We start from the raw sequence: 16078 nt of genomic DNA, 5'->3' as shown, positions 1-16078 counted from the left end.
CCGACTGGCACGCGGTGCCATACGTTGATGTTGTCCGGGCGGCCGGCGTACAGAGATCCTCCGTACGTCGGCTGTCCCCTCAAGCCCCGGCTTGTGCGCCCGGACGCCTGCGTCACAGGCACCTCCCGCGCCCCACCAGGGCGTCGCCGAGCACCACCCTTCGCCGAACCGACGGCACACCTCCACCGCACCACCAGCACCCCGACGTAACCCTCAAGCAGCGCCCCCGTAAGGCGCTTCTTCGCCGGAGGCAACACCGTGAAGGAAATCCTGGACGCGATTCAGTCCCCGGACACCACGTCCGCCGACTTCGCCGCTCTCCCCCTGCCCGACTCGTACCGCGCGATCACCGTGCACAAGGACGAGACGGAGATGTTCGCGGGTCTGGAGACCCGCGACAAGGACCCCCGCAAGTCGATCCACCTGGACGACGTGCCGGTCCCCGAACTCGGCCCCGGTGAGGCCCTGGTGGCCGTCATGGCCTCCTCGGTGAACTACAACTCCGTGTGGACCTCGATCTTCGAGCCGGTGTCCACCTTCAGCTTCCTGGAGCGCTACGGCCGGCTCAGCGAGCTGAGCAAGCGCCACGACCTGCCGTACCACATCATCGGCTCCGACCTCGCGGGCGTCGTGCTGCGCACCGGCCCCGGCGTGAACTCCTGGAAGCCCGGCGACGAGGTCGTCGCGCACTGTCTGAGCGTCGAGCTGGAGTCCTCCGACGGCCACAACGACACGATGCTCGACCCCGAGCAGCGCATCTGGGGCTTCGAGACCAACTTCGGCGGCCTCGCCGAGATCGCGCTCGTCAAGTCCAACCAGCTGATGCCGAAGCCGGACCACCTCAGCTGGGAGGAGGCCGCCTCCCCCGGCCTCGTGAACTCCACCGCGTACCGCCAGCTGGTCTCCCGCAACGGCGCCGCCATGAAGCAGGGCGACAACGTCCTGATCTGGGGCGCGAGCGGCGGACTCGGGTCGTACGCCACGCAGTTCGCGCTCGCGGGCGGCGCCAACCCCATCTGCGTCGTGAGCAGCCCCCAGAAGGCGGACATCTGCCGCGCCATGGGCGCCGAGGCGATCATCGACCGCAACGCCGAGGGCTACAAGTTCTGGAAGGACGAGCACACCCAGGACCCGAAGGAGTGGAAGCGCTTCGGCAAGCGCATCCGCGAGCTGACCGGCGGCGAGGACATCGACATCGTCTTCGAGCACCCCGGCCGCGAGACCTTCGGCGCGAGCGTGTACGTCACCCGCAAGGGCGGCACGATCACCACCTGCGCCTCGACCTCCGGGTACATGCACGAGTACGACAACCGCTACCTGTGGATGTCCCTCAAGCGCATCATCGGCTCGCACTTCGCCAACTACCGCGAGGCGTGGGAGGCCAACCGCCTGATCGCCAAGGGCAAGATCCACCCGACGCTCTCGAAGGTGTACTCCCTGGAGGACACCGGGCAGGCCGCCTACGACGTGCACCGCAACCTCCACCAGGGCAAGGTCGGCGTCCTCGCGCTCGCCCCCCAGGAGGGCCTCGGTGTGCGCGACCCGGAGACGCGGGCCAAGCACATCGACGCCATCAACCGCTTCCGCAACGTCTGAACGCCCTAAGGAGCAGCGGGACATGACAGAGCGCCAGAAGGACCGGCCGTGGCTCATGCGGACGTACGCCGGTCATTCCACGGCGGAGGCGTCCAACGAGTTGTACCGGCGCAACCTCGCCAAGGGTCAGACGGGCCTCTCGGTCGCGTTCGACCTGCCCACCCAGACCGGCTACGACCCCGACCACATCCTCGCCCGCGGCGAGGTCGGCCGGGTCGGCGTGCCGGTCTCCCACCTCGGCGACATGCGGCGCCTGTTCCAGGACATCCCCCTGGAGCAGATGAACACCTCGATGACGATCAACGCCACCGCCATGTGGCTTCTGGCGCTCTATCAGGTGGTCGCGGAGGAGCAGGGCGCGGACATCACCAAGCTCCAGGGGACGACGCAGAACGACATCGTCAAGGAGTACCTCTCGCGCGGGACGCACGTCTTCCCGCCGGTGCCCTCCCTGCGGCTGACCACCGACATGATCACGTACACGGTGGCCCACATCCCCAAGTGGAACCCCATCAACATCTGTAGCTACCACCTCCAGGAGGCGGGGGCCACTCCGGTCCAGGAGATCGCGTACGCGATGTCCACCGCCATCGCGGTTCTCGATGCCGTACGCGACTCAGGGCAGGTCCCCGAGGAGAAGTTCGGGGACGTCGTGGCCCGCATCTCCTTCTTCGTGAACGCGGGTGTCCGCTTCATCGAGGAGATGTGCAAGATGCGGGCGTTCGGGCGGATCTGGGATCAGGTCACGCGCGAGCGGTACGGCATCGAGAACCCGAAGCAGCGCCGCTTCCGCTACGGCGTGCAGGTCAACTCGCTGGGCCTGACGGAGGCGCAGCCCGAGAACAACGTCCAGCGGATCGTCCTCGAAATGCTGGCCGTCACGCTCTCCAAGGACGCACGCGCGCGTGCCGTGCAGCTGCCCGCCTGGAACGAGGCGCTCGGCCTGCCCAGGCCCTGGGACCAGCAGTGGTCGCTGCGCATCCAGCAGGTCCTCGCACACGAGAGCGACCTGCTGGAGTACGAGGACATCTTCGCCGGCTCGCACGTCATCGAGGACAAGGTCGCCTCCCTGGTGGAGGAGTCCCTCGCGGAGATGGACCGCATCGAGCGGATGGGCGGCGCGATGGCCGCCGTCGAGTCCGGCTACCTCAAGTCGCAGCTCGTCTCCTCGCACGCCGAGCGCCGGGCGCGCATCGAGTCCGGCCAGGAGAAGATCGTCGGTGTGAACTCCTACGAGTCCACCGAGCCGAGCCCGCTCACCTCGGACCTGGACGGGGCGATCATGACGGTCGACCCGGCGGTCGAGGCGCGGGTGGTGAACGCCCTCAAGGACTGGCGCGACAACCGCTATCAGCCGCCGTTCAACCACCCCCGCCCGTGCAAGGCGCTGGAGCGGCTCAAGGAAGTGGCCGCGGGGACGGGCAACCTCATGGAGGCCACCCTGGAGTGCGCACGCGCCGGTGTGACGACCGGCGAGTGGGCGGGAGCCCTGCGGGAGGTCTTCGGGGAGTTCCGGGCGCCCACGGGCGTCTCCAGCGCCCCCGTGGCCGTCACCGCGGAGGAGGGCACGCCGCTCGCCCTGGTCCGCGAGAAGGTCGCCAAGACGGCCGCCGACCTCGGCACCGGCAAGCTCCGCTTCCTGGTCGGCAAGCCCGGCCTAGACGGGCACTCCAACGGGGCGGAGCAGATCGCGGTGCGCGCGCGTGACGCCGGCTTCGAGGTGGTCTACCAGGGGATCAGGCTGACGCCCGAGCAGATCGTCGACGCGGCGCTCGCCGAGGACGTGCACGCGGTGGGCCTGTCGATCCTCTCCGGCTCGCACGCCGAACTCGTGCCGGACGTCCTGGTGCGCCTGCGCGAGGCCGGCGCCCGCGACATTCCCGTCATCGCGGGAGGCATCATCCCCAACAGCGACGCCGAGGACCTGTTGGCGGCGGGTGTCGCCGCCGTCTTCACCCCCAAGGACTTCGGCATCACGGAGATCATCGGCCGTATCGTCGACGAGATCCGGAAAGCGAACAAGCTCGACCCTCTGGAGGTCCCCGCATGACTGTGAACCGTCTTCGCCCCCGGCGCTCCTGTCTGGCCGTACCGGGCTCGAACCCGCGCTTCCTGGAGAAGGCCCAGGGCCTCCCCGCCGACCAGGTCTTCCTGGACCTGGAGGACGCCTGCGCGCCGCTCGCCAAGCCGGAGGCCCGGCACACCATCGTCAAGTTCCTCAACGAGGGCGACTGGACGGGCAAGACGCGGGTCGTGCGCGTCAACGACTGGACGACCGAGTGGACGTACCGCGACGTCGTGACCGTCGTCGAGGGCGCGGGCCAGAACCTCGACTGCATCATGCTGCCGAAGGTGCAGACGGCCGACCAGGTCGTCGCCCTCGACCTGCTGCTCACCCAGATCGAGAAGACGATGGGCTTCGAGGTCGGCAAGATCGGTATCGAGGCGCAGATCGAGAACGCCCGGGGCCTCAACAACGTCAACGCGATCGCCGAGGCCTCCCCGCGCGTCGAGACGATCATCTTCGGCCCGGCCGACTTCATGGCATCGATCAACATGAAGTCCCTGGTCGTCGGCGAGCAGCCGCCCGGCTACCCGGCGGACGCCTACCACTTCATCCTGATGAAGATCCTGATGGCCGCCCGCGCCAACAACCTCCAGGCGATCGACGGCCCCTACCTGCAGATCAAGAACGTCGACGGCTACCGCGAGGTCGCGAACCGTGCCGCCGCGCTCGGCTTCGACGGCAAGTGGGTCCTGCACCCCGGCCAGGTGGAGGCCGCCAACGAGGTCTTCTCGCCCTCGCAGGAGGACTTCGACCACGCCGAGCTGATCCTGGACGCGTACGAGTACTACACGTCCGAGGCGGGCGGCAAGAAGGGCTCGGCGATGCTCGGCGACGAGATGATCGACGAGGCCAGCCGGAAGATGGCGCTGGTCATCTCCGGGAAGGGCCGTGCGGCCGGAATGACCCGCACGTCCAAGTTCGAGGCCCCGGAGGCGTAAGACACATGCAGTTCGGCCGCACCTACGAAGAGTTCGAAGTCGGCGCCGTGTACAAGCACTGGCCCGGGAAGACGGTCACCGAGTACGACGACCACCTCTTCTGCCTGCTCACCATGAACCACCACCCCCTCCACATGGACAGCAACTATGCGGAGAGGACGACGGACTTCGGGAAGAACGTCGTCGTGGGCAACTACATCTACTCGCTGCTGCTCGGCATGTCCGTGCCGGACGTCTCCGGGAAGGCCATCGCCAATCTGGAGGTCGAGTCGCTCAAGCACGTGGCGCCGACCTTCCACGGCGACACGGTCTACGGCGAGACGACGGTCCTCGACAAGACCCCGTCGAAGTCCAAGTCCGACCGCGGGATCGTCTACGTGGAGACCAAGGGCTACAAGCAGGACGGCACCCTGGTCTGCGTGTTCCGCCGCAAGGTGATGGTGCCCACCGAGACGTACATCAAGGAGCGCGGCGGCGAGCAGCCCGGCCGCCCGGAGCTGAACACCCCTTCCAAGAGCGCCGAGAGCACGGAGAAGTAGCCATGAGCCGACTCGCGCAGACCGCAGGTCTCACCGACGTCCAACAGGAGATCCTGTCCACCGTCCGGGACTTCGTCGACAAGGAGATCATCCCTGTCGCGACCGCGCTGGAGCACCGGGACGAGTACCCGCAGGAGATCGTCGACGGTCTCAAGGAGTTGGGCCTGTTCGGCCTGATGATCCCGGAGGAGTACGGCGGTCTGGGCGAGTCGCTGCTCACGTACGCCCTGTGCGTCGAGGAGATAGCGCGTGGCTGGATGTCGGTATCCGGCATCATCAACACCCACTTCATCGTCGCCTACATGCTCAAGCAGCACGGCACGCAGGAGCAGAAGGAGACCTTCCTGCCGCGGATGGCGGCCGGCGAGGTGCGCGGCGCGTTCTCCATGTCGGAGCCGGGCCTCGGCTCCGATGTGTCGGCGATCACGTCGAAGGGTGTGCGGGACGGCGACGAGTACGTCCTGAACGGCCAGAAGATGTGGCTGACGAACGGCGGTACGTCCACTTTGGTGGCCGTTCTGTGCCGGAGTGACGAAGGACACCCCGAGGGCACCGCCCCGCACAAGTCGATGACGACGTTCCTCGTGGAGAAGGAGCCGGGCTTCGGCGAGGTCCGCCCCGGCCTCACCATCCCCGGCAAGATCGACAAGATGGGCTACAAGGGGGTCGACACCACTGAGCTGATCATGGACGACCTGCGAATTCCGGCCAATCGTGTGCTCGGCGGGGTCACCGGCCGGGGTTTTTACCAAATGATGGACGGTGTCGAGGTCGGCCGCGTGAATGTCGCGGCACGTGGTTGCGGTGTCGCGCAGCGTGCATTTGAGCTCGGTGTCTCCTATGCCCAGCAACGCCACACTTTCGGGAAGCCGATCGCCCAACACCAGGCGATTCAGTTCAAGCTGGCCGAGATGGCTACCAAGGTCGAGGCCGCTCATGCGATGATGGTCAACGCAGCACGCAAAAAGGACTCCGGGGAGCGAAACGACCTCGAAGCTGGGATGGCGAAGTACCTCGCCTCCGAGTACTGCAAGGAAGTCGTCGAGGACGCGTTCAGGATTCACGGCGGTTACGGCTTCTCGAAGGAGTACGAGATCGAGCGCCTCTACAGGGAGGCGCCGATGCTGCTGATCGGTGAAGGTACCGCCGAGATCCAGAAAATGATCATTGGTCGCCGACTGCTCGAAGAGTATCGATTCCAGGGCTAGATGCCCGGTTTGGGGTGTTTTCTTCGCGAAGAAGATCACACCCTGTCAACACTCTTCGGCCGTCGACTCGGCTTCCTCGCTTGCCCAGTTGTGGCTCGCAACCGATAACATCCGGAGAAAGCCGCCGTCCCCCGTATCACCGCGCGGCATCATCCGCTACGAAGGTCATCCATGCCCCACAGCCAAACCTCTGCACCACGCGACGGCATTCTTCAGGGACGCCTTGCTCGCGGAGCATCGCCGTGGCTCCTGCCGACCGTCGCCACCGCGGCACTCAGCCTCGCCCGTGCGCGCCGCTCCAAGGGCGCCGCGGCCGTCGCCGTCCCCGCCACCGCTCTGGCGGCGGGAATGCTGTGGTTCTTCCGCGACCCCGAGCGTGAGATCGCTCAGGGCCGGGTCATCTCCCCCGCCGACGGCGTGGTGCAGAGCATCATGCCGTGGAAGGACGGGCGTACCCGCGTCGCCATCTTCATGAGCCCGCTGAACGTCCACGTCAACCGCGCGCCCCTCGCGGGCACGGTGACGTCCGTGGAACACATCCCCGGCGGGTTCGTCCCGGCGTTCAACAAGGAGAGCGAGAACAACGAACGCGTTGTCTGGCACTTCGACACCGAGCTCGGCGACATCGAGATGATCCAGATCGCGGGCGCGGTCGCACGGCGCATCGTGCCGTACGTGCCGCAGGGCACGAAGGTGGAGCAGGGCGAGCGGATCGGCCTGATCCGCTTCGGCTCGCGCGTCGACATCTACCTCCCCGAGGGTGTCGAGGTGGACGTCGAGGTCGGTCAGAAGACCGTGGCTGGGGTGACTCGCATTGACCGTGGTTGATCCTGAGACACAGGCCGGCTGGGCGCCGGAAGCGGTGCAGGAGGACGCGTCCCACGACGGCGACGAGATGCCGCTGTCGCTGCGACTGTCGATAGCGGACACGCTCACACTGGGTAACGCCACGTGCGGGTTCATGGCGGTGTACTTCACCACCACGGGCATCCTCATCCCGCACCTCCAGGGCAGCAACGAAAGCGGCATGGCGCGGCACTCCGCCGCGACCGCCGTCATCCTCATGCTCTGCGCGGCCGTCTTCGACCTCTTCGACGGGCTCGTGGCGCGCAAGCTGCGGTCCTCGCCGATGGGCGCCGAGCTGGACAACCTCTCGGACCTGATCAGCTTCGGTCTGGCCCCCGCGTACTTCGTGCTCGTCTACGGCATGGTCGCCGACGACGCGCACCAGCGCGTGGCGGCGGTGGGCGCGATCGTGGTGCTCCTGGCGGTGGTGCTGCGGCTTGCGCGGTTCTCGTGCGTGACCGTGAAGGACGGCACCTTCCAGGGCATGCCGTCGCCCTTCGGGGCGCTGACGGTCGTCTCGATCGTGCTCCTGGAGCTGCCCTTCGTGGCGACGCTCCTCGCGATCATCGGCACGGCCTGGCTCATGGTCAGCCGCGTCGAGTACCCGAAGCCGCGGGGACCGCTCGCGGTGGCCATGCTGGCGTGGATCGTCGCGGCCATGGGGCTGCTCGCGGCCTGGGCGTTCGACGCGCCGGGCGGGCAGCTGCTCCTCCAGACCGGCTGTGCGCTCCAGCTCGTCCTCGGAGCGGTGATCCCCCTCTTCGCTACCGCTCGGAGGGTGAACAACTTCCGCGACAACCGGCGTGAGGCGCGGGCCGCGCAGTTGCCGTAGTTTTTCGTACGTCGCTCTGGGGGCCCGGACCTGATGGTCCGGGCCCCCTTTGCTTGCCCTCTTGTCGCCCTCCGGGCTCGTCCTCAATCGCCGGACGGGCTCTGATCGGCGCTGTACCCCTGCGCCGCCTTCGCCGCTTCCGGCTCGCGGACCACCTTCATGCCTCCCGTCGCCTTCTTGTCCGGCTGGAGGATCACGCTCTCCTTGGACGAGGGTGCCTTCGGGTCGGTGAAGTTCTGGGGGACGCCGAAGCCCGAGTCGAAGTCGTCGAGGGTCAGCAGTGCCTCGCCGACGCCGTCGCGCGTGAGGTCCTTGGCCTCGCAGGCCTTCTTCAACGCCTCGCCGAAGACGGAGGCCGTCGTCCAGCCCGCCACCACGCCGTTGTCGAGGGCGTCCTCGGGGTGGGCCTTCCTGTAGTCGGCGACCAGCTTCTTCGCCGCCGTCGTGTCAGCGCCGATGGGCAGCGTGGGTGAGGCGACGTAGTAGTTCTTCTGGAGGGCGGGGCCGGACTGCGTGGCGAGGAGCTGGGGGGCGAACGCCGAGTTGTTGCCGATGACCGGCACGTCGAAGCGGCCCGCCGCGGCGACGCCGACCAGGGAGGCCGCCTGGCGCGGTCCCGCGCTGATCACGATGCCCTTGACGCCCGCCTTCTTCAGGGCGGAGACCTGCGCGGTCATGTCGTTGTCCGTCGGCTTGATCTTCTGCTCGACGACAGTCAGGCCCGCCTTCTCCGCCATGTGTAGGGAGCCCTTCAGGGCGCTCTCGCCGTAGTCCCCCTCGAAGTAGACGTGACCGAGCTTGTCGCCCTTCCTCAGGCCCTTCTCCTTCATCAGGAAGTCGATCGCGTTGATCGTCTCCAGGTCGTACGTGGATCCGATGACCCGCACGTACGGGCTGCCCAGGAGGTTCGCCGACCAGGCCTGCGGCAGGACCAGGCCCTTGTCGGCGTCGACGCGCTGCTTGACGGCGGCCACGAACGGCGAGCCGATGAACTGGGCGAAGCCGAGTACCTTCGGCTCCAGCTCGGTGTAGGCGGCGACGGCCTTCTGCGGGTCGTAGCCGTGGTCGCGGACGGTGAGCTTCAGCTTGTGGCCGCAGATTCCGCCGTCCTTGTTGGTCTGGTCGACGTAGAGCTGCTGGGCCTGGGTGACGCTCTTGCCGAGGGTGGCGTAGACGCCGGTCATGTCGGTGAGTACGCCGAGATTGATTGTTTTGCCCGAGATGCCCTCGCCGGTCTTCACCCCTCCCGCGGCTCTGTCCCCGTCGTCCCCGTCCTTCGCCTTCGAGCTGCACGCCGTGAGCGCGAGGAGGGCGGCGAGCGCGGTGGTGGCCGCCGTGGCCCTGGTCAGTGCGTTCATGCTGTCTCCCCTGAAGTGCCTGCGGTGCCTGGAGTGGTTGGAGTGGCCTGGGTGGCCTTGCGGTGACGTGCGGCGAGCCGCGCCAGGCCACCGGGCAGGAAGAGCACCACCGCCACGACGGCGGCGCCGTACAGGTACCGGGACGCCTCGCCCGGCGAGATCCCGCCCGTGCCCGGCGCCGAGACGAGGGGCAGCGCGTCGCTGTACCGCGTCAGGAGTTGCGGCAGCAGGGAGACGAGGGCCGCGCCCGCGATCGCCCCGGAGACCGAGCCGAGGCCGCCGATCACGATCATCGCGAGGTACTCCAGGGAGAGCGTCACGCCGAAGTAGTCGGGCACGGTCCGCTGGAAGACCAGGGCGAGCAGCACCCCGGCGAGGCCCGCGTACATCGACGACAGGACGAAGACCCCGGCGCGGTAGCGGGCCACCGGCACGCCGATGACGCCCGCGGCGACGCGGTGGTCGCGGATGGCGTTCATGGCGCGCCCCGGGCGCCCCCGCAGCACACCGCGGGCGAAGAGCCCGCAGGCGAGGAGCAGCGCCAGACCGGCGTACCAGAGCTTCTCCGCGGAGCCGAACGGCACGGCGGCGACGACGGTCTCGCTCTCGTCGAAGGCGAGGCCGAAGAGGTTCAGCGGCGGGACGTCCCGCCCGTTCGAGCCGCCGGTCAGGTCGTGGGCGTTGAACAGCACGTGCTGTCCGATGAAGATCAGCGCGAGGGTCGCGATGCCGAGGTAGGCGCCGCGCAGCCGGCCCGCGATGGGGCTGAAGAGCCCGCCCGCGAGCCCGGCGAGCGCGACGGCGAGGGTGGCGGCGAGCCAGGTCGGCAGGCCGAGCCCGGTGAGGCCGTCGCCGCCGTCCCCGGCGAGGACGCAGTAGCCGTACGCGCCGACGGCGAGGAAGAAGGCGTGCCCCATGGAGAGCTGGCCGGTGGCGCCGGTGAGGAGGTTGATGCCGATCGCGCCGATCGCGGCGGCCATCGCGAAGAGGCCCGCCTGGAGCCAGAAGCGGTCCAGGTAGAAGGGCAGGGCGAGCAGCACTACGGCCGCGGCCGTCCAGACGCAGGTGCGGCGGATGTCAGACACGGGCCAGCTCCTTCGTGCCGAAGAGCCCGGCGGGGCGGATGAGCAGGATCGCGGTCATGACGAGGTAGGGGGCGAGGTCGCCGAGGCCGCGTCCGAGGAAGGTCAGCTCGCTCTGGTAGCCGGTGGCGAGGGATTCGGTGACGCCGACCACGAGGCCGCCGACGAGGGCGCCCGTCGTGGAGTCCAGGCCGCCGAGGATCGCGGCGGGGAACGCCTTCAGCGCGGCCAGCGAGGTGGCGCGCTCCAGGCCCGGGGTCGGGAAGACGGTGAGGAACAGCGCGGCCACGGCGGCCAGCGCCCCTGCCACCGCCCACGCGCCGAGCGATACGCGGCCGAGCCGTACGCCCATCAGCGCGGCGGTCTCCGGGCTCTCGGCGGCGGCGCGCATCGCTACACCCCAGGAGGTGTAGCGGAAGGCGAGCAGGAAGGCGGTGATGAGCAGGGCCGCGGCGACGAACGCGGCGATACGGGTGTGCGCGAGGGAGATCGCGCCGACGGTCAGCACGTCGTCGCCCCAGGGGTCGCCGAGCGGCAGGACGTCGGTGCCGAGGCGCCGGGTCAGCTCGGTGGTCAGCAGGATGTCGACGCCGATGGTGACGATGGCGAGCACGCTGTGGTCGGTGCCCCGGTAGCGGCGCATGACGAGGAACTCGACGGCCGCCCCGACGACGGCGGCACCCGCGACGCCGACGAGCAGCGCGGGCCAGAAGCCGAGGTCGTCGTGGAGGGAGGCCGTGATGTATCCGCCGGCGAGGAGCAGCGAGGCGTGGGCGAAGTTCACCACTTCGGTGGCCCGGAAGATGACGACGAAGCCGAGGGCGATGAGGGCGTAGACGGAGCCCATGGAGAGCCCGTTGAGGAGGAGTTCGGTGAAGGTGGTCATGGTGGTCATGAGCGGGGATCTCCCTCGCCGGGGTGGCGGTGGCGGGGGGTACGGGGGCCGCCGGGGTCGCGGGTGCCGCCGGCCTCGCTGCCGGGGCCGTCGCCCTTGGCGGCGTGGTCGCCTTCGGCGGTCGGGGGGCCGGCCGTAGTGCCGCTGGGGTGGCCGGTGCCGCCGGGGCTCCGGGGACCGTCGGTCTCATGGCCCGGGCGGGCCGCGCGGGCCGGGCGCCCGCTTGCGCTCCCGGGGCGTTCGGCCTCGCCGCCGGGGTCGCCCTCGCCCGTGCGGTCGCCCTCGCCCAAGTAGGCGCGTATGACCGCGGGGTCGTTCTGCACGTCCGCGGGGGTGCCGTCGGCGATGCGGCGGCCGAAGTCGAGTACGGTCACCGCGTCCGCGAGCCGCATCACCACCCCCATATCGTGTTCCACCAGGACGATCGAGATGCCGAGGCTGTCGCGGACGCCCGCGATGACGGCGGCGGTGCGGCGGCGCTCGTCGGCCGTCATGCCCGCGACCGGCTCGTCGAGGAGCAGCAGGCGCGGCTCCATGCACAAGGCGCGGGCCAGCTCGGCGAGTTTCTGCTGGCCGTAGGGCAAGGAGCCCGCGGGCAAGTGGAGTTGGTGTTCCAGGCCTACGAACGCGGCGATCTCGCGGACCCGTTCGCGGTGCAGCCGCTCCTCGTGCGCCGCCGAGGGAAGCCGCAGGCCGGCGGCCAGGAAGCCGGTGCGGGTCAGGCGATGGCGGCCGAGCAGCAGGCTGTCGGCGACCGTGGCGCGCGGCGGGAGCGCGAGGTTCTGGAAGATGCGGGCGACGCCGAGGCCGGCGATCCGGTGCGGGCGCATGCCGGTGAGTTCGTGCTCTCCGAAGCGGACGCTCCCACTGGTGGCGCGGTAGACGCCGGACAGGACGTTGAAGCAGGTGGACTTGCCCGCCCCGTTGGGCCCGATGACGGCGTGCACGGTGCCGGGGCGGACCGTGAAGCTGACGGCGTCCAGCGCGGTGAGCCCGGCGAACCGTACGGTCAACTCACGTACCTCCAGGGGCGGTACGGATGCTCCGGTCACCGTCCGGCCTCCCAGCGCGGCAGCGTCGGCAGCGCGCCGAGGCCCCGGGGGGCGTCGGCCGCGGCGTCCTCGTCGACGACGCCGAGGTAGCGGCGGCGTACCTCGTCGGACGCGGCCAGCTCGTCCGCGGGGCCGGACAGCGCGACCTCGCCGACGTCGAGGACGTACGCCCGTGAGGCGAGTCGCAGCGCGAGGGCGGCGTTCTGCTCGACGAGCAGGACCGAGGTGCCCTGGGCGTTGATCTCCCGGATGGTGTCGGCGATGCGCGCGGCCATCAGCGGGGCGAGGCCGAGGGACGGTTCGTCGAGGAGGAGCAGCCGCGGCGAGGCCATGAGCGCCCTGCCCACCGCGAGCATCTGCTGTTCTCCGCCGGAGAGCAGTCCGGCGCGCTGGGTGCCCCGCTCGGCGAGCACCGGGAAGAGTTCGTGGACGCGGCGCAGTGCGTCGGCCTTGGCGGCGCGCGTCCCGGTGGAGCCGAGCGCCCCGGCGCGGAGATTGTCGGCGACGGTCATGCGGGCGAACACCCTTCTCCCCTCGGGCACCTGAGATATACCGGCGGCCACCACGCGGTCCGGGGCGAGGCCGTCGACGCGGGTGCCTTCGAAGTGGATGTCACCCGAGGTGAGCGCGCCGCCCTGGAAGGAGAGGGTGCGCGAGACGGCGCGCAGCAGCGTCGACTTGCCCGCGCCGTTGCCGCCGAGCACGGCGACGACGGTGCCGTCCGGCACGTCGAGCGAGACACGGCGCAGGGCGCGCACGGGGCCGTAGCCGACCGACACGTCGCGTACGACGAGGCCGGCGCCGCGGGAGGCGGTCGCGCGGGGCCCCGTACCGCGTGAGGCGCCCGCGCCCGCGCCACCGGCCCCGGGGCCTCCCCCGCCGAAGTCCTCCACATTGGAACCACCCACGTACCGACCCCCAGTCCCGCACGGCTCGTCCGCCGTCGCGTGGCGCTCACCCCAGCACCGCGGGAGCGGCCCGTCCACGGGCAGCGGGGGAAACGCTGCGGGAGACCAGCGGCGGCGCCCCGGCGTTGTGCATGCGCACAACACCGCGTGTCAGGGGCCTGCGGGAGCGGGTCACCCCATGGCATCCTCCGCACCAACGACGTCCTGGAGCGCGGCGATGGGGAGGATCCATGACCGGGCCCATGAACGGCCGCAGGCCGCGTACCGGGCACGACTGGAGGCTTCTCAAGGAGGCGTGCACGGCCCTGCTGCCCCGGCTGCCCGAGCTGGTCGACGAGCATCTGCGGCAACTCGACGAGCACTCCCCGGTGTTCGGGCACGTCCTGCCGTACGACGTGCACTGGCGCGAGGCCGAGGAGGCCATGCGGATCGGCATCGAGGCGATCTCGGCGCCGCGGGCCTCGCCGCGCCGCGACCTGGAGTACGCGGAGGAGGCGGGCAGGCGCCGGGCCCAGCAGGGGCTGCCGCTGGACCTGGTGGTGCACTCGTACCGCAACGCGGGCTATCTGGTCTGGGATTCGCTTTTGGAGGGCGTGGCGGGCAAGGACCCGGAGAAGCTGGCGGTTCTGATGCGTTCGGCGACGATGGTGTGGTCGGCGGTCGACGCGCAGGCGGCGGTGGCGTCCGACGCGTACCGGGCGACGGAGCTGGAGTTGCGCCGGCGCACGGACGAGCAGTTGCAGGCGCTGCTCGACGCGCTCCTGGAGGGGCAGACCGCGCCGGGCCTCGCGGCGCGCGCGGCGGCCGGGCTCGATCTGCCCGAGCACGGCCCGTACGCGGTGGTGGTGCTGCGCGTGGAACGCCGTGACGGGCGTGAGGCGTTCCACCGGCAGATCCAGCGTCCGGGGTTCCGTTTCGTCTGGCGGATGCGGACGGACTGCGAGGTCGGCGTGGTCGCCCTGGGGGCGGACGAGGGGCTCGACGGCCTGGCGCGGCTGCTCGACGGGCGGTGCCCGGGCCCCGGCGGCATCAGCCCCGTCGTGGCGGGCCTCGCGGACCTCGGCCACGCCCGGCGACTGGCGGAACTGGCGCTGCGCACCTGCCCGCCGGACGCGACCGGCATCGTACGCCTCGACCAGCGGATGCCGACCGCGCTCGTGGTGAGCCAGCCGGAGCTGGCGGCCCGCCTGGTGGCTGACGTCCTCGGCGAGGTGCTCACACTGGAACCGGCGGACCGCGCGGTCCTCCTGGAGACCCTGGACGCGTGGCTGGCCTGCGAGGGCTCGGCAGGCCGGGCGGCGGGGCGCCTCTACTGCCACCGCAACACGGTCTTCAACCGCCTGCGCCGCCTGGAACAACTGACCTCCCGCTCCCTCGCGAGACCGAGGGACCTGGTGGAGGTGGCGCTTGCGGTGGAGGCGCACAGGTTGTCGCCGGGGTAGGGGGCGCCCCGTCAGGGGCGCCGGGGAAGCCCCGCAAGGGGCGCGGGGAACTGCGCGAGCAACCACATACAGCCCCGCACCCGCGAGAAGCCCCAGCCAGGCAGACTGGACGGCCCCCCGCCAAAGGCCTCAGGCCAGATAGTCCCGCCCGAGGCTCTCCGCCAGCCTTTCCAGAATGGGCCCCGCCTCCGCGATACACCGCGCCACATCCGGCTCGATGTCCGTGAGGGCGTACGCACGGCGGATCCCCGCCTTGCCGAGGGCTTCCGGGGGCAGCGCGAGGCGGCCGCAGACCGCGACGACGTCGACGCCCGCGGCACGGGCCGCCGAGGCCACCCCGGCCGGCGCCTTGCCGTGCAGGGTCTGCTCGTCCAGCGAGCCCTCGCCGGTGATCACGAGCGTGGCCCGCTCCAGCGCGGGCGCGAAGCCGAGGACGTCCAGCATGACCTCGATGCCCGGCCTGAAGCCCGCCCCGAGCCCGACGAGCGCGCCGTAACCGATGCCGCCCGCGGCGCCCGCGCCCGGGGACTGCGCGTACTCGGCGGCCTTGGGGCCGATGGACTTCTCCAGGACCGCGGCGAAGTGGGCGAGCGCCGCGTCCAGCTCGGCGACGTCCTCCGGGGAGGCCCCCTTCTGCGGCCCGTACACCGCGGGCGCGCCCTTCGGTCCGGTCAGCGGGTTGTCGACGTCGCTGGCGAGCACGATCTCCACGTCCTTCAGACGCGGGTCGAGGCCCGACAGATCGGCGGTGGCCAGCTCCTTGAGCGGCCCGCCGCCCGGCCCGACGGGCTCGCCGTCCGTGTCCAGGAAGCGCGCGCCGAGCGCGGCCAGCATGCCGGCGCCGCCGTCGGTCGTGGCGCTGCCACCGACGCCGAAGACGATGGTGCCGGCGCCCGCGTCGAGCGCGGCGCGGATCAGCTCTCCGGAGCCGTACGTCGTGGAGGTGAGCGGCGCGAAGACGCCCTCGGGGAGCAGCTGGAGGCCCGAGGCCTCGGCCATCTCCACCACGGCCGTGCCGTCCTTGAGGGCGTACGCCGCCGTCACCTCGTCGCCGAGCGGTCCCGTGACGGTGACGTCCCGGCGCTCGAAGCCGCCCGCGACGGCCGCGGCGACCGTGCCGTCACCGCCGTCGGCGACCGGCAGCGCCTCGACCGTCACCTCGGGGGCCGCGCGGTGGAGGCCGGCCGTCACCCGCTCAGCGACCTGCACGGCCGTGAGCGAGCCCTTGAACTTGTCCGCGGCGATGAGCACGTGCCGCGCCTGGTCGCGCCGCTCCTGCTGCTCGCGTCCCGCCGTCCTTGCAGCGTCCGCCAC

The 16078-nt window shown here is 70.5% G+C and carries 14 protein-coding genes and 1 pseudogene; 8 read left to right on the top strand and 7 right to left on the bottom strand.

Translation table 11 applies throughout. The features are described from left to right. Positions 1 to 258: 258 nt before the first annotated feature. From ccrA to pssA, 7 genes are all read left to right on the top strand, one after another. Positions 259 to 1596 (top strand): crotonyl-CoA carboxylase/reductase, encoded by a 1338-nt coding sequence (gene ccrA / locus CP975_RS29910; protein WP_055535744.1) that lies wholly within the window; start codon positions 259 to 261, stop codon positions 1594 to 1596. A gap of 22 nt (positions 1597 to 1618) precedes the next feature. Then, the gene (locus CP975_RS29905) at positions 1619 to 3646 is read left to right on the top strand and encodes a protein meaA (protein WP_030778425.1); all 2028 of its coding nucleotides are present in this window, start codon (positions 1619 to 1621) and stop codon (positions 3644 to 3646) included. Next, positions 3643 to 4602, top strand: coding sequence for an HpcH/HpaI aldolase/citrate lyase family protein (locus CP975_RS29900; RefSeq protein ID WP_030778423.1), 960 nt, complete (start codon positions 3643 to 3645; stop codon positions 4600 to 4602). Before CP975_RS29905 ends, CP975_RS29900 begins: the two co-directional genes overlap by 4 nt. Positions 4603 to 4607: 5 nt before the next feature. After that, on the top strand, positions 4608 to 5141 hold the full coding sequence (locus CP975_RS29895) for a MaoC family dehydratase (protein WP_055535746.1): 534 nt from the start codon (positions 4608 to 4610) through the stop codon (positions 5139 to 5141). Between the two features lie 2 nt (positions 5142 to 5143). Next, positions 5144 to 6349 (top strand): acyl-CoA dehydrogenase family protein, encoded by a 1206-nt coding sequence (locus tag CP975_RS29890; RefSeq protein WP_055535747.1) that lies wholly within the window; start codon positions 5144 to 5146, stop codon positions 6347 to 6349. Between the two features lie 171 nt (positions 6350 to 6520). Beyond that, positions 6521 to 7177 (top strand): phosphatidylserine decarboxylase, encoded by a 657-nt coding sequence (locus CP975_RS29885; RefSeq protein ID WP_078593758.1) that lies wholly within the window; start codon positions 6521 to 6523, stop codon positions 7175 to 7177. Further along, positions 7164 to 8027 (top strand): CDP-diacylglycerol--serine O-phosphatidyltransferase, encoded by an 864-nt coding sequence (pssA, locus tag CP975_RS29880; protein WP_150477557.1) that lies wholly within the window; start codon positions 7164 to 7166, stop codon positions 8025 to 8027. Before CP975_RS29885 ends, pssA begins: the two co-directional genes overlap by 14 nt. 83 nt (positions 8028 to 8110) lie before the next feature. Here pssA and CP975_RS29875 read toward each other — a convergent pair whose 3' ends face one another. The 6 genes and pseudogenes from CP975_RS29875 to CP975_RS29855 form a co-directional block, all read right to left on the bottom strand. Further along, complete coding sequence (locus tag CP975_RS29875; RefSeq protein WP_055535749.1) at positions 8111 to 9385, bottom strand: ABC transporter substrate-binding protein; 1275 nt, start codon at positions 9383 to 9385, stop codon at positions 8111 to 8113. Then, positions 9382 to 10470: a branched-chain amino acid ABC transporter permease gene (locus CP975_RS29870; RefSeq protein ID WP_055535751.1), complete on the bottom strand. Its 1089-nt coding sequence runs from the start codon at positions 10468 to 10470 to the stop codon at positions 9382 to 9384. Before CP975_RS29870 ends, CP975_RS29875 begins: the two co-directional genes overlap by 4 nt. Continuing rightward, on the bottom strand, positions 10463 to 11353 hold the full coding sequence (locus CP975_RS29865; RefSeq protein WP_055535759.1) for a branched-chain amino acid ABC transporter permease: 891 nt from the start codon (positions 11351 to 11353) through the stop codon (positions 10463 to 10465). Before CP975_RS29865 ends, CP975_RS29870 begins: the two co-directional genes overlap by 8 nt. A 5-nt stretch (positions 11354 to 11358) precedes the next feature. Then, positions 11359 to 11754 carry an ABC transporter ATP-binding protein C-terminal domain-containing protein gene (locus CP975_RS36675; protein ID WP_425474338.1) on the bottom strand — a complete coding sequence of 132 codons (396 nt, stop codon included), beginning with the start codon at positions 11752 to 11754 and terminating at the stop codon, positions 11359 to 11361. A gap of 165 nt (positions 11755 to 11919) precedes the next feature. Next, positions 11920 to 12384: pseudogene (locus CP975_RS36670) on the bottom strand (ABC transporter ATP-binding protein); the annotation flags it as partial. Between the two features lie 26 nt (positions 12385 to 12410). Next, positions 12411 to 13193, bottom strand: a complete 783-nt coding sequence (locus tag CP975_RS29855) for an ABC transporter ATP-binding protein (RefSeq protein ID WP_055529050.1) — start codon at positions 13191 to 13193, stop codon at positions 12411 to 12413. Positions 13194 to 13564: 371 nt separating this feature from the next. Between CP975_RS29855 and CP975_RS29850 the strand changes: the two genes are divergently transcribed. Next, entirely contained in the window at positions 13565 to 14764 is a 1200-nt protein-coding gene (locus CP975_RS29850) for a PucR family transcriptional regulator (RefSeq protein ID WP_055529052.1), read from the top strand. 129 nt (positions 14765 to 14893) lie between these two features. Here CP975_RS29850 and CP975_RS29845 read toward each other — a convergent pair whose 3' ends face one another. Then, on the bottom strand, positions 14894 to 16015 hold the full coding sequence (locus CP975_RS29845) for a glycerate kinase (protein WP_055529054.1): 1122 nt from the start codon (positions 16013 to 16015) through the stop codon (positions 14894 to 14896). Positions 16016 to 16078 lie beyond the last annotated feature (63 nt).

It is taken from the genome of Streptomyces alboniger (assembly GCF_008704395.1).
GTDB classification, from domain to species: Bacteria; Actinomycetota; Actinomycetes; order Streptomycetales; family Streptomycetaceae; genus Streptomyces; species Streptomyces alboniger.
The sequence above is the reverse complement of the archived record's forward strand: the minus strand, read 5'-3'. Positions and strand labels throughout refer to the sequence as shown.

Coding starts and splice junctions, on each gene's coding strand:
- CP975_RS29905 (WP_030778425.1), top strand. CDS start 1,619: ATGACAGAGCGCCAGAAGGACCGGCCGTGGCTCATGCGGACGTACGCC.
- CP975_RS29900 (WP_030778423.1), top strand. CDS start 3,643: ATGACTGTGAACCGTCTTCGCCCCCGGCGCTCCTGTCTGGCCGTACCG.
- CP975_RS29895 (WP_055535746.1), top strand. CDS start 4,608: ATGCAGTTCGGCCGCACCTACGAAGAGTTCGAAGTCGGCGCCGTGTAC.
- CP975_RS29890 (WP_055535747.1), top strand. CDS start 5,144: ATGAGCCGACTCGCGCAGACCGCAGGTCTCACCGACGTCCAACAGGAG.
- CP975_RS29885 (WP_078593758.1), top strand. CDS start 6,521: ATGCCCCACAGCCAAACCTCTGCACCACGCGACGGCATTCTTCAGGGA.
- CP975_RS29875 (WP_055535749.1), bottom strand. CDS start 9,385: ATGAACGCACTGACCAGGGCCACGGCGGCCACCACCGCGCTCGCCGCC.
- CP975_RS29865 (WP_055535759.1), bottom strand. CDS start 11,353: ATGACCACCTTCACCGAACTCCTCCTCAACGGGCTCTCCATGGGCTCC.
- CP975_RS36675 (WP_425474338.1), bottom strand. CDS start 11,754: ATGCGGCTCGCGGACGCGGTGACCGTACTCGACTTCGGCCGCCGCATC.
- CP975_RS29850 (WP_055529052.1), top strand. CDS start 13,565: ATGAACGGCCGCAGGCCGCGTACCGGGCACGACTGGAGGCTTCTCAAG.